At 65.4% G+C, this 13,205-nt stretch carries 9 protein-coding genes; 4 read left to right on the plus strand and 5 right to left on the minus strand.

Annotated features, from left to right (window positions below):
- Positions 1-83: 83 nt before the first annotated feature.
- The 3 genes from ACTIFK_RS10750 to ACTIFK_RS10760 are packed head-to-tail and all read right to left on the minus strand — an operon-like array spanning position 84 to position 3,558.
- Positions 84-1,316: an ABC transporter permease gene (locus tag ACTIFK_RS10750; protein WP_439543062.1), complete on the minus strand. Its 1,233-nt coding sequence runs from the start codon at positions 1,314-1,316 to the stop codon at positions 84-86.
- On the minus strand, positions 1,313-2,083 hold the full coding sequence (locus ACTIFK_RS10755) for an ABC transporter ATP-binding protein (protein WP_439543063.1): 771 nt from the start codon (positions 2,081-2,083) through the stop codon (positions 1,313-1,315). Before ACTIFK_RS10755 ends, ACTIFK_RS10750 begins: the two co-directional genes overlap by 4 nt.
- The gene (locus tag ACTIFK_RS10760; protein WP_439543064.1) at positions 2,080-3,558 is read right to left on the minus strand and encodes an efflux RND transporter periplasmic adaptor subunit; all 1,479 of its coding nucleotides are present in this window, start codon (positions 3,556-3,558) and stop codon (positions 2,080-2,082) included. The genes ACTIFK_RS10755 and ACTIFK_RS10760 overlap by 4 nt, the downstream gene beginning before the upstream one ends.
- 389 nt (positions 3,559-3,947) lie before the next feature.
- On the opposite strand from ACTIFK_RS10760, the gene ACTIFK_RS10765 reads away from it, so the two are divergent.
- Entirely contained in the window at positions 3,948-4,538 is a 591-nt protein-coding gene (locus ACTIFK_RS10765; RefSeq protein ID WP_439543065.1) for a superoxide dismutase, read from the plus strand.
- Between the two features lie 326 nt (positions 4,539-4,864).
- Here ACTIFK_RS10765 and ACTIFK_RS10770 read toward each other — a convergent pair whose 3' ends face one another.
- Positions 4,865-6,127 (minus strand): hypothetical protein, encoded by a 1,263-nt coding sequence (locus ACTIFK_RS10770; RefSeq protein WP_439543066.1) that lies wholly within the window; start codon positions 6,125-6,127, stop codon positions 4,865-4,867.
- A 79-nt stretch (positions 6,128-6,206) separates the two neighbouring features.
- Positions 6,207-7,727, minus strand: coding sequence for a helicase HerA-like domain-containing protein (locus ACTIFK_RS10775; RefSeq protein WP_439543067.1), 1,521 nt, complete (start codon positions 7,725-7,727; stop codon positions 6,207-6,209).
- Between the two features lie 330 nt (positions 7,728-8,057).
- Here ACTIFK_RS10775 and ACTIFK_RS10780 point away from each other — a divergent pair, with 330 nt between their 5' ends.
- The 3 genes from ACTIFK_RS10780 to scpA all read left to right on the plus strand — a co-directional run bounded on the left by ACTIFK_RS10780 (position 8,058) and on the right by scpA (position 12,688).
- Complete coding sequence (locus ACTIFK_RS10780) at positions 8,058-9,980, plus strand: methylmalonyl-CoA mutase family protein (protein ID WP_439543068.1); 1,923 nt, start codon at positions 8,058-8,060, stop codon at positions 9,978-9,980.
- A complete protein-coding gene (locus ACTIFK_RS10785; RefSeq protein WP_439543069.1) occupies positions 9,977-10,450 on the plus strand; it encodes a hypothetical protein in 474 nt (157 codons plus the stop codon). The genes ACTIFK_RS10780 and ACTIFK_RS10785 overlap by 4 nt, the downstream gene beginning before the upstream one ends.
- 69 nt (positions 10,451-10,519) lie before the next feature.
- Positions 10,520-12,688: a methylmalonyl-CoA mutase gene (gene scpA / locus ACTIFK_RS10790; RefSeq protein WP_439543070.1), complete on the plus strand. Its 2,169-nt coding sequence runs from the start codon at positions 10,520-10,522 to the stop codon at positions 12,686-12,688.
- The last annotated feature ends 517 nt before the right edge of the window (positions 12,689-13,205 follow it).

Below are 13,205 nucleotides of genomic sequence, written 5' to 3' on the forward strand. Positions count from 1 at the left end.
ACGATCCCGCGACGGCAGTCGCAATATCGAGGCGCGTGCTGGATCAATGGGTTGTGTGTCTGGCGCTTAAGCCCGCGCAAAGGCTATTCGCTGCGCAAAGCGTCGATCGGATTGAGGAGCGCAGCGCGCCGCGCCGGAAACAGTCCGAAGCAGATACCCGTCGCGGCCGCGGCCGCAAGTGCGCCACCGAGCACCGCCGGCGAAACCAAAATCGGCCAATCGGCGACAAATGCAATAACGGCGGATGCGGAAACGCCAATCGCGATGCCGATCAATCCGCCCAACAGACAAAGCGAAACGGCCTCGACGAGGAACTGCAGCATGATGTCTTTTCGCCGGCCGCCGACAGCCATGCGAAGGCCGATTTCGCGCGTCCGTTCCGTCACCGAGACGAGCATGATGTTCATGATGCCGATGCCGCCGACGATCAAAGAAATGACCGACGTGGCAGCGAGCAGGTAGCTCATTGTCGTCAGCACTTCGCTGCGCGCCTTCATCGTTTCGGCGAGATTGCGCACGGAAAAGCTGTCTTCCGTCCCGGCGCGGGTTTTGCGGCGCTGGCGCAGCAGGTTTTCGATGTCCTCCTGCACCGTCGCCATGTCCGATCCGCTATCGACTTTGACGTAGATCCGGCCGACGCGGTCATTCTGGATTTGGCTTTTTCCGGAGACGCGCAGGCGGGCGGTCGTGATCGGGATCAGGACGATGTCGTCCTGGTCGCGCCCCATGACGGATTGGCCCTTGGCGGTGAGCACGCCGACGACCTGAAACGGTACGTTCTTGATGCGGATGGCGGCGCCGACGGGATCTTCTCCCGGAAAGATTTCCTTGGCGACGGTCGCGCCCAGAACGGCGACCTTGGCGCCCGTCCGCACGTCGCCCGGCTCGATGTCGCGGCCGGACTTGATCGGCCAATCGCGCACGCTGGCGTATTCCGCGTGAACGCCGCTGACGCTCGATGTCCAGTTTGCACTGCCGCGGACGACGGGGGCGGAGTCCTCGATCTGGCCTGCCACCTCGGTCACGCCGCTTACCCTGTCGCGGATGCCGGTCACGTCGGATTCGGCGAGCGGCAAGTCCGTTCCGGCTCCGCCCGCCCGGCCCATGACGCGCATCGAGCCCGGAAAAACGACGAGCATGTTCGTACCCAGCGCCTTGATCTGGCGATCGACTTCACTCGACGCGCCGGTGCCGACGGCGACCAGGATGATGACCGAGGCCACGCCGATGACGATGCCGAGCGTGGTCAGAACGGAGCGCAGGAGATTGACCCGGAGCGCGCGCACGGCGATGAGGATGCTGTCCCAGAAGGTCACGACTGCGCCTCCGTCGCGCCGGCGATCGGCGTCTGGCGCACGTCGTCGACGATATGGCCATCGCGGAAGGTGATCCGGCGGCCGGCCCAGAGCGCGATTTCGGGCTCGTGGGTCACGACGACGACGGTGATCCCGGCCCGGTTGAGATCGGCGAACACCTGCATGATCTCGTCGGACGTGCGGCTGTCGAGGGCGCCGGTCGGCTCGTCCGCCAGCAGGAGCTTGGGATTGTTAACGAGCGCGCGCGCAATGGCGACGCGCTGCTGCTGGCCGCCGGACAGCTGGCGGGGCGTGTGATCCATGCGATTGCCGAGGCCGACCTGCTCCAGGCGCTTCTTCGCCATCTCGGCGCTGTCGGCGGGGCGCGGATGGGCGTAGAGCAAGGGCAACATCACCTGATTGAGCGCCGACGTGCGCGGCAGCAGATTGAACTGCTGGAAGACGAAGCCGATGGACCGGTTGCGCAGGTCGGCCAGTTCATCCACCGACAACGTGCCGATATCGCGCCCGTCGAGCACGAGTTGCCCGGACGTCGGCACATCCAGCGCCCCGATCAGGTTCATCATGGTCGATTTGCCGGAGCCGGAGGGGCCCATGATGGCGACGAAATCGCCGGTCGCGATGTCAAGCGAGACGTGATCGAGCGCGACGAGATCCTGTTCGCCGACGCGATAGACCTTGCTCAGGTCGCGCGCGACGATGAGCGGCGGTCCCAGCGCCGGTGGCGATGGCGGAGCGGGCTCGGACGTGCGCTCCATCGCGTTCATGATTTCACGTCGCGGGCGCGGACGATGACCGCCTCGCCCTCGGCCAGTTGCCCGCCCACGACCTCGGTGAACTGGTCGTCGGAAATGCCGGTTCTGATCGTGCGCCGCTCCGGCACGCCGGTTTTGCCGAGCACCCAGACGGTGGCAGGCCGCACGGCCTCGCGGCCGTCCTTCCAGCGCTGGAAGGCGGCCTTTTGCGTGTCCGTCAAAAGCGGCGCCAAGGCCTGCTCCAGGCGCGACATGGTGCGCTGGCGCATGGCGCTCCGATCGCCGCCGCCCGGACCGCCGCCGATGAAGCTCGGCTGGCTCGAGTCGCGCATCTCGCGTCCGAGTTTTGCCATCGTCTCGCGCGCGACGGCGGCCTGCTCGTCGGTCAGCCCCACCTCGGTTTTGAGCCGCTCGACCATCTGGCCGCCGCGGTCGCCTTGGCCCCCCTCGCCGCGCGGCCGGTCGGCTCCGGCTGCATCGGTTTTCGGTTTGAAGCGCAAGGTGTCGTTCGAAACGCGGAGCGCGCCGTCACGCGTGGCGGAGACGATATTGACGTTGGCGGTCATGCCGGGGAAGAGCTTGCGTCCCTCGTTGGCGGCTTCGATGATGACCGTGTAGGTGACGACGCTGTTGAGTTCGGTCGCCGCGAGACGGACCTGCGTCACGCGTCCTTCGAACTGGCGGTCGGGATAGGCATCCACCGTGAAGGTCGCCGTATTGCCGTCGGCGACCGCTCCGACATCCGCCTCGTTGACCTGCGCTTCAATGCGGATGCGGGAGAGATCCTGGGCGATCTTGAACAGCTCCGGCGCCTGCAGGCTTGCGGCCACCGTTTGTCCGGGGTCGACGGTGCGCGAGATCACGGTGCCGTCGATCGGCGAGCGGATTTCTGCGCGGTCGAGATCGATGGAGGCCTGGTCGAGTGACGCCTTGCGCTGCTCGATGGTCGCGCGGGCGCTCATCACCTGAGCGTCGGCCACGGAAATTTCAGCCTTGGCGACGTCGCGGTCGCGGAGCGCGGTTTCCAGCGTCAATTGAGGAGACAGCCGCTTGTCCGCCAGGTTCTGCTGGCGCTCGACATTGGTCTCGGCGGCTTCGAGAATGGCGATGGCCTTTTTCTTCGCTGCTTCCTGGTTGGCCAAGGCGGCCTCGGCGGCCATCAGGTCCGCTTTCGCCTGGGTGACCCGGGAAGCGAACGTCTTGGAATCGATGGTGGCCAGGATGTCGCCCGGCTTGACCTCGGTATTGAAGTCGACCTTGACCTCTTCCACCTGACCGGAGAGCTGGGACCCTACGCTGACGGTCACGAGGGCGCGCACGGGGCCTGAGGTCGACACGATCTTGCGGATCTGACCCTTGGACGCGGGCGACGTCTCGTAGACCACTTGCCCGGTCTGGGCGGGCGCTCCAATCAGCCAAAAGCCCACAAGGCCCGCAGCCGCGACCGGCACGGCGAGTGTAAAAAGTGAACTGATCCGTCGTTTCATCGCCTGCCGTTTGCCTCAAACTCTCCAGTATCCCTAGTGGAAGACGCGCGCCTGTGAAACTTCCGTCGCGCGCCGGCCGGCATTTCGGCGTCAAACCGGGGGCTGGCACAAATCCGCCACATCGATGAACGGCAGGTGAACGCGCCATTCAGAGGGGGTTCAGCGGCGCGGTCCTAGGGTGTCTTTACCCTGAGATCCTTATCTTCCCCGGCGTGATCCATGGGGGTGCATCGTTCAGGGTCGGTGCACCCCTGCTTCCTCCCCCTCATCCTCGCCCTCTTTTTTTCGGCAGCTTTCACAACGGCGTGCGGCTGGCCGACAAAGCTTGAACGGAACCGTCCGAGCCGGTAGGCATTGGGAACTATCTTCCGCCCAAACGGAGAATTCCCGTGACCTTCAAGCTCCCTGATCTCCCCTACGCCTACGACGCGCTGGCGCCGTACATGTCGGCCGAGACCCTGACCTACCATCACGACAAGCATCATCAGGCCTATGTCGACAACGGCAACAAGCTGATCGTCGGCTCCGGTCTCGAGGGCAAGCCGCTCGAGGAGATCTGTACGGCCGCCTATGCCGGCAAGAACCAGCCGCTCGTGAACAACCTTGGCCAGCACTACAACCACCTCCACTTCTGGCAGTGGATGAAGAAGGGCGGCGGCGGCACCAAGCTTCCCGGCTCGGTTGCAAAGCTCGTCGACGGCTATGGCGGGTTCGACAAGGTGCGCGCGGACTTCATCAACGCCGGCACGACGCAGTTCGGCTCGGGCTGGGCCTGGCTTGCCGTCCGCGACGGCAAGCTCGAAGTGAGCAAGACACCGAACGGCGAAAACCCGCTGATGCACGGCGCCCAGCCGATCCTCGGCGTCGATGTGTGGGAGCACAGCTACTACATCGACTACCGCAACGCGCGTCCGAAGTATCTCGAGGCCTGGTTCGACAATCTGGTCAACTGGGAGCACGTCGAGGAAATGGCGGGCTGACGCCCGGACCATCGCAGACTTTGATTAGCGCGGGATCCCCAGGGTCCCGCGCTTTTTCGTTTCGCGTGCAGCGGATTGTCGGAACGTTTCCCGCGGGGAATGCCCGATTCAACCGTGGCATTTTTTGACGCTTGCGTGGGTCCCGGCCTGCGCCGGGATGACGGAGGATTTGCGGCCCGCGGCTGCCTACAGTTGATCGTCATGCCGGCGTCATGGCAGCCATGCCTCGCTTGGACGGCCGGCACCCACACAAACGTCCAAGAGTGACCGGCTAGCGGTTCCGTGTCGCTATCGGCTTGGGGAAACTGCGTACATCCCGACGGTGGTCAGCGGCGAACCCAGCCCGCGATCGCGGACACGAGACTCGTGTTCGCCGGCACGTCCACGGTGATGGAGAAGCGGCGATCCGGCAAAGCGACGGGCGCGGGGACGCCATTGCGGTCGCGCATGAGCGCGGACACGCGCACCACCACGTCGTGCGCACCGGCCGCGCGCGGGGTCACGAGCCAAGCCCAGCGCCCGAACGTCTCGGGGTCGCGCGCCGCCATGGCGAGCTTGAGGTTCACGAACTGAGTGCGCTCGGACTGGCGCTCGATTTCAAAAGCATCCGCCTCGCCATAGAGGCTGAGTGACAGCGTTTCCAGAGACTGGCGGACCTCGGCGACATCCTGCGGCGCGCCGGATTGAAAGAGGCCGGCAATGAAGTCGCGGCCGAGCGTGAACTCGACCGTGGCCGGCTCTCCGAGCCACATCGTGCCGGGGATGCGCTGCACGAGCAGCCCGGCATCCACAGCGCGGCCCAAATCCTCCGCCGTTACGACAGCAGCCGATGGGCGCTCCTGGTGCGAGCCGGACGGCCGAGCGTCGCGTGCCGGTCCGTGCGCAGCGTTCCCGACCGTTTGGCGTTCGCCGTAGGCCGCCGCGTCGGCGTCCACTTCCGGGAGGGCGAGCAGAGGGCGCGCCCACACGGCGGCGCTCGACTCGACAACCGGTGGCGGCGCGGCCGTCTTGTCCTGGCCTTGCCTATCTTGACCCGGTTTGTCTTGGCTGGGCTTGTACTGAAACGTGTCGCCCTGAACGCGGGCTGCGGGATCGGCACTTTTCGGGCGAGGACGGCCGGCGACATAGGGAGACCCCCGCCCTGCGTTGGCCGCGGACTGCTCGGTGGCGGTGGATGCCGTGCGCCGAGCCGTGTCGCGCTCAGCCATCTCTCGCAGCGACGATGCGGCTGTGCTCATGCGGGCCACGACACGCGCGATGCCGTCGATGTCGCGCGGGGCGATCATGCTCAACTTGCGAAACATCAGCGGCAGGCGGGCCGTCGAAAGATCTTCGGCGCGTACCGGCACGAGCTGGTTGAGCGGCATGACCTCGCGGGCGATGTCGGACAATCCGGCGTTCTGCGCCGACGTTTCCGTCCAGACGACGATCACGGCCTCAAACTGGCGCAGGCGGGCCGACCGGTCGTCGCGCGGCTGATCCGGCTCTCCGTCAAACGAGACGAAGTGGCCGCGCCCCATCAGCGCGGATCCGAGATCGCGGGCAACGCTGCCGTCCTTTGGCACGTGGCAAATGAGGATGCGCGCCATCTGTTTCCAAAGCGTGGGCCGGATTTGGCCCGAGGCTCCCCGTTTAAGCTGCGACGCAAACGCGGACTTCGGATGCGCCTTAGCGGCTGCGTCCGGTGATCGACTTGATGATGATGTTCTTGATCGTGGTGGCGATCGTGCGTGAAATCGAACGCTGAAGATCCTTGCCGATCATTTCGCCCATGCCCTGGCTCGGCCTTCCCTTGGGCTTGCCGTCGGCTGTCGTGCCGCCGCCGCCGCCGCCGAAAATGATGTCGCCCCAACCACCACCGCCGCTGCCGGCGCCGGCTGCGTCCGTCGCCTTGTCGGCGCGCTTGGTCAGGATTTCGTGCGCGCTCTCGCGATCGATCGTCTCCTCGTACTTCCCGTAGACCGGGCTGTACTCAATGACGCTCAGGCGCTCGTCGGCGGTGACGGGGCCGACGCGGCCTTCGGGCGGGCGGATCAGCGTGCGCTGGACAATCGACGGCTCACCCTTGTTCTCGAGGGTCGAGACGAGCGCCTCGCCGACCTTCAGCTCCAAGATCACGCGCGCGGTGTCGAGGTCAGGGTTCTTGCGGAAGGTTTCCGCGGCGGACCTGACCGCTTTCTGTTCCTGGGGCGTAAAGGCGCGCAACGCGTGCTGGACGCGATTGCCGAGCTGGGCGGAGACCGAGTTCGGCACGTCCATCGGGTTCTGCGTGATGAAGTAGACGCCCACGCCTTTCGAGCGGATCAGGCGGGCGATCTGCTCGATGCGCTCCAGCAGCGCCTTCGGCGCCTCGCTGAACAGCAGATGTGCCTCGTCGAAGAAGAAGACGAGCTTGGGCTTCGGAAGGTCGCCGGCTTCAGGAAGCGTCTGCCAGAGCTTGGTCAGCATCCAGAGCAGGAACGTGGTGTAGAGGCGCGGCTTCTCCATCAGTTTGTCGGCGGAGAGAATGCTGATGACGCCGCGGCCGTCCGGCGCCAGGCGCATGAAGTCGTTGATGTCGAGCGACGGCTCACCGAAGAACTGGTCGGCGCCCTGCTCCTCCAGCACCAGCAGGCGGCGCTGGATGGCGCCCACGGACGTCGTCGCGACGTTGCCGTACTTGGCGATCAGCTCCTTGGAGCGCTCGGCCACGTTGGAAATGATGGTGCGTAGATCCTTGAGGTCGAGCACCGGGATCTTTTCGTCGGCGGCGACGCGGAAGGCGATGTTGAGGACGCCTTCCTGGACCTCGTTGAGTTCGAGCATGCGCGACAGGAGCAACGGGCCCATGTCGAGCACGGTGGCGCGGATGGGGTGGCCCTCCTTGCCGAACACGTCCCAAAAGATGGTCGGGTAGGCGCGCTGGTGCCAATCCGAGCCGAGGCCGACCTCAGCGGCACGTTTGACAAGGAAATCCTTCGGATCACCGACGGCCGCAACACCCGAGAGGTCACCCTTGATGTCGGCGGCGAAGACCGGCACGCCGGCGGCGGAAAAGCCCTCGGCCAAGCCCTGCAGCGTCACCGTCTTGCCGGTGCCGGTCGCGCCCGTGATCAGGCCGTGGCGGTTCGCAAAGCGGAGCTCCAGGTATTCGGGCTTCACGCTCTTGCCGATGAAAATCTTGCCGTCAGCCAACACCGACTCGCTCATTCCGCTCTCCGAAGTGACGCTCACAGCGTGTGCCTCAGCGCGATGGCGGCGGTTCCAGACGGCCGACTCGGACTGAATCCCACATGAAGGCCGTCTTTGCACGCCGCCCCTCGCATTGCAAATTCAGTTGCATGGCCCGCTTCGCCAAGCTGGGGAAATTCCCGGGCGCGTTCCCCTGGGCGGCGGGCGCGACAAGCGCGCCGAACCGTCGCGGACCCGTCACAAACCCCCTTTCCGCGTGCGCGCGCTTGTGGTTTTCCCTATAGAAATCCCTGATGTTCGGCCTGTCCCGCCTAGCCCGGACCCGTATGAACGAGGATCAAGAACGACATGACGGCCACTGACCCCGCTGCTGGCGCCTCGGCAATTCCTCTCGCGTCGGATTTCGAGGCGGCGACACGCGATCAATGGCTCGCCCTGGTCGACAAGGCGATCAAGGGCGCGGACTTCGAAAAGAAGCTCGTCACGCGGACGGCGGACGGCATTCGGATCGAGCCGATCTATATGCGTGCGACGGCTGATCAGGGCCAGCAGTCGGCGCTGCCGGGCCAAGCTCCCTTCACACGTGGGGCGAGTGCGACCGTCGCCGGACTTGGCTGGGAAATCCGCCAGGCCATCCGCGCGACCGACCCGGACCGGGCCAATACGGAAATTCTGACCGAGCTGAATGGCGGCAGCAATGGCGTGCTGCTTGAGATCGAAGCCCCGGGTCAGGCCGGCTGCCGGATCGAAAGCGCCGCCGACATGACCGCTGCGCTGCGCGGCATGCGGCTCGACCTCGCGCCGTTGGAGCTCAAGGCGGGTCTCGACGCAAACACGGCAGCCAGCCACCTCCTCGCCGCGCTCTCCGGGCTCGACATCCCGCCCAAGTCCGCTGTCATCTTTCTTGGGCTCGATCCGATCGGCTCCCTCGCCCGCTGGGGCAGCCTTCCCGCTCCCGTCGAGCAGACTTTCGCCGAGACCATGGCGCTGGCCCGCGAGGCCCACGCCGAAGCGCCCGCCATGCGGACCCTACGCGTCGACAGCAGCCTCTATCATGAGGCCGGCGCCACGGACGCGTTCGAGCTGGCTGCCCTCGGAGCAACGCTCATCGCCTACCTGCGGATGTTCGAGGCGGCAGGGATCACACCTGCGGACGCCCTTGCCCAGATTTCGTTCGCCGTTTCGACCGACACCGACCTGTTCGCCTCGGTTGCCAAGCTTCGCGCTGCGCGCCGCCTGATCTGGCGCATCGCCGACGCGTCCGGCGCAGGCGACGCGGCAGGCTCGCTCCACATTTCCGCGCGCGCTTCGCTGCGCGTCATGGCCCAGCGCGACCCATGGACCAACATGCTGCGCTCGACGCTCGCCTGCGCAGGCGCGGCGCTCGGCGGGGCGAATGCCATGACCGTGCTGCCGTTCACGGCGGCGCTCGGGGAAGCGGACGACTTCGCGCGCCGCTGCGCGCGCAACATCCAGATCGTGCTGCAGGAAGAGAGCTGGCTCGGCCGCGTGGTCGATCCGATGGGCGGCTCCTGGTTCATCGAGGCGCTGACGGACGAGACTGCGAAGGCCGCGTGGGGCCTAATGCAGGAGATCGAGGCCAAGGGCGGCATCATCGCCGCGCTCGACCAGGACTTCATCCAGGACCGCGTCGCAGCCGACGCCGCGACGCGCGCGAAAGCCATCGCGACCGGCAAGCAGGATCTCACGGGCGTCTCCGCGTTCCCGCAGCTTGGCGACGATGGCGTGTCGGTTTTGCCGGCCGCACCCGTTCCTCCCGTCCTCACCAAGCAGATGGTGCGTCCGCTCGTTCCGCACCGGCTTGCCGAGCCGTTCGAGAAACTGCGCGACGCATCAGACGCATTCGCATCAAAGGGCAACCCGGAGCCGGCCGTGTTCCTGGCCAGCATCGGCGCGGTGATCGATCACACCGGGCGCTCGACGTGGGTCAAGAACTACCTCGCCGCCGGTGGCATCGCCTCGCTGACGACCGAAGGCTATGCATCGGCCAATGAAGCGGCCAGCGCCTTCAAGGCGTCCGGCGCAACCATGGCGTGCATCTGCTCGTCCGACGCGCTTAACGCCGAGCACGCGGAAGCGACCGCGAAAGCTCTCAAGGCTGCGGGCGCGAAGTTCGTGCTGATGGCGGGCCGCCCAGGCGACAAGGAAGCTGCCCTCAGGGCGGCTGGCGTCGATCAGTTCCTGTTTGCGGGCGCGGATGCCGTGGCTACCCTCAAAGGGCTGCACGACAAACTCGGAGTTGTGGCGTGAGCGACCGCTGCGCAAGCATGACCGAAGCTCCCGGTGCTGGAACGCAATCGGGATTGCTTGGCGTCGTCTTCGCCGCCGTATTCGCCTCGTTCGTTGCCGGCACGATCGGCCTCGTCCTCGTGTTTGGACGGGGATTATCCGAAGATCCGGCTCGAGCGTTCATCCCTGCCGGGCTCGTCTATGCGGCACTTCCCGGGATACCCGCACTGCTCGTCATCCGCAGGCTTCTGCGCACGTCGTCTGCGGGATCCTTTCGCGATCTCGCAGGCTATCTCGCTTTTTCAGCACTCGCGGCGCTTCTCTGGATGCTGCCGTTTCTCGGTCTGTTCGTTCCGACGGACGGCACGAGCACCTGGGCCGCTGTCGGCGAAATGGCCGTTTACCACGGCCTATCCGGCGGCGTTGGCGGCTTGGTGTTCTGGCTTCTGACGCGCCCACTTCCGGCCCGGACCGGCCGCTTCACTTCGTAACTCCGGCCATTCTGGACTACACTCTTCGGACGTTGCCCTTTTTTGAGCCCAGCAAGAGAAGACTAAGGCATGACCACCATTCCGGACTTCACCCAGGTCAAGCTCGAAAACGCGCGGAAGGCGGACACAGCTTCGTCCCTGCCGGACGGCGAAACCTTCGCGACGCCGGAGGGCATCCCGGTCAAGCCCGTCTACACGGAGGCCGACACGGCGGGGCTGGACTTCCTCGACACGTGGCCCGGCATCGCGCCCTTTGTGCGCGGGCCATACCCGACGATGTACGTCACGCAGCCCTGGACGGTGCGCCAGTACGCCGGCTTCTCGACGGCTGAAGATTCAAACGCATTCTACCGCCGCAACATCGCGGCCGGACAGAAGGGCCTCTCGGTCGCCTTCGATCTCGCGACGCATCGCGGCTACGACTCGGATCATCCTCGCGTGCGTGGCGATGTCGGCATGGCGGGCGTCGCCATCGACAGCATCTACGACATGCGGACGCTGTTCGATTCCATTCCGCTGCAGGACATGACCGTCTCGATGACGATGAACGGGGCCGTGCTGCCGATCCTTTCGCTGTTCATCGTGGCGGGCGAGGAACAGGGCGTGCCGGCTTCGAAGCTCGCCGGTACGATCCAGAACGACATCCTCAAAGAATTCATGGTGCGGAACACCTACATCTATCCGCCCGATCCCTCGATGCGGATCGTGTCCGACATCTTCGCCTACACGTCGGCCCACATGCCGAAGTTCAACTCGATCTCGATTTCCGGCTACCACATGCAGGAAGCGGGCGCGACGGCGGACCTGGAGCTCGGCTACACCATCGCCGACGGCATCGAATATGCCCGCGCGGGCGTTGCCGGCGGCCTCGACATCGACAAGTTCGCGCCGCGCCTGTCGTTCTTCTGGGCGATCGGCATGAACTACTACATGGAGATCGCCAAGATGCGGGCCGCGCGCCTGCTGTGGGCGACGCTGATCAAGCGCGAGTTCGCGCCGAAGGACGTTCGCTCGCTCTCGTTGCGCACGCACAGCCAGACGTCCGGCTGGAGCTTGACGGCGCAGGACATCTTCAACAACGCGACGCGCACCTGCATCGAAGCCATGGCGGCGACGCAAGGCCATACGCAGTCGCTGCACACCAACGGCATCGACGAAGCCATCGCCTTGCCGACCGACTTCTCCGCCCGTATCGCGCGCAATACTCAGTTGGTGCTGCAGCAGGAGAGCGGCACGACGCGTCCGATCGATCCGTGGGGCGGCAGTCACTTCATCGAGCGGCTGACCTACGAGCTGGCGCTCAAGGCGATGAAGCACATCGACGAGGTCGAGAAGCTCGGCGGCATGGCGAAGGCGATCGCGGCGGGCATCCCGAAGATCCGCATCGAGGAAGCGGCCGCGCGCACGCAGGCCCGTATCGACAGCGGGCGGCAGACGATCGTCGGCATCAACAAGCTGCGCACGACCGAAGACCTCAAGATCAACCTTCTGAAGGTCGACAACCACTCCGTGCGCGAGCAGCAGCTCGCCAAGCTCAAGCGTCTGCGCGGCGAACGCAACGAGGCAGACGTTCAGGCCGCCCTCAACGCGCTGACCGAAGGCGCAAAGGGCAACGCGAACCTGCTCGACCTCGGCGTCAAGGCGGCGCGCGCGATGGCCACCGTCGGCGAAATTTCGGATGCATTGGAAAAAGTGTACACGCGCCACCGCGCGGAAGTGCGCACCATCTCCGGCGTCTACAGATCAGAGGCAGGCTCCATGAACGACGATGTCGGCACGGTCATCAAGATGGCGGCGGCGTTCGAGAAGGTCGATGGTCGGCGGCCGCGCATTCTGATCGCCAAGATGGGCCAGGATGGCCACGATCGCGGGCAGAAGGTGATCGCGTCCGCGTTCGCCGATCTCGGCTTCGACGTCGACATCGGGCCATTGTTCGCGACGCCAGACGAGGCGGCGCGCCAGGCGGTCGAGAACGACGTGCATGTGATCGGCGTCTCGACCATGACGGCCGGGCATCTGACGCTGGTGCCGGATCTCAAGGGCGCACTCGCCAAGGATGGCCGCGAGGACATCATGGTCGTCGTCGGCGGCGTGATCCCGCCGCACGATTACGAGGCGCTGTACGCCGCCGGTGCGGCCGCGATCTTCGGCCCGGGCACGAACATCCCGAAGGCGGCAGCGGACCTGATCAACAAGCTGAATGAGAAGTACGGGTACACCAAGGCGGCAGCGGAGTAGGTTGGCGGGTTGGTCAAAAAATGACGAGAAAGATTGGCTCCGATAGTTGGCCATGGCCTGTCTTCTGGGATGGCTTCTGGCGCGGTTTCGGCCGACTGATGGCGATTTTCGCGGCGGGATTTGTGATCCTTCCCGTCTTTGCGGACATTTTGTATGCCAGTTTTGAAAGCGCGACGCGGGGCATCGCCTTCGCTTTATTCGTCTCTTGCATTTAAGGGGCTAGCGAAGGAGATGGTGCCGTGCGGGCATGGCGCTATCAGAAGGGCTGATCCGACTTTACCTCATCCTCATCAATATCGCCCCGGCAGCCTTAAACCACCGTCATGCCGGCGAAGGCCGGCACCCACGCGAGGGTCAGCGGGTTCGTCGGTTGAGAGAACGAACTGACGCGGCACCGGCGGGCGTCGCAGGCAATTTCCAAGTTGAGTTTGCGGCGACTGGCGTGGGTCCCCTGAGTTCACAAACGAAGTGCAACACCTTGTCGGCGAGGTGTTGCGATGGGAAAGCCCTACGTCCA

The sequence above is a fragment of the Hyphomicrobium sp. genome (assembly GCF_051860585.1).
GTDB lineage: Bacteria > Pseudomonadota > Alphaproteobacteria > Rhizobiales > Hyphomicrobiaceae > Hyphomicrobium_C.

Coding starts and splice junctions, on each gene's coding strand:
- ACTIFK_RS10755 (WP_439543063.1), bottom strand. CDS start 2,083: ATGAACGCGATGGAGCGCACGTCCGAGCCCGCTCCGCCATCGCCACCG.
- ACTIFK_RS10760 (WP_439543064.1), bottom strand. CDS start 3,558: ATGAAACGACGGATCAGTTCACTTTTTACACTCGCCGTGCCGGTCGCG.
- ACTIFK_RS10770 (WP_439543066.1), bottom strand. CDS start 6,127: ATGGCGCGCATCCTCATTTGCCACGTGCCAAAGGACGGCAGCGTTGCC.
- ACTIFK_RS10775 (WP_439543067.1), bottom strand. CDS start 7,727: ATGAGCGAGTCGGTGTTGGCTGACGGCAAGATTTTCATCGGCAAGAGC.
- ACTIFK_RS10780 (WP_439543068.1), top strand. CDS start 8,058: ATGACGGCCACTGACCCCGCTGCTGGCGCCTCGGCAATTCCTCTCGCG.
- scpA (WP_439543070.1), top strand. CDS start 10,520: ATGACCACCATTCCGGACTTCACCCAGGTCAAGCTCGAAAACGCGCGG.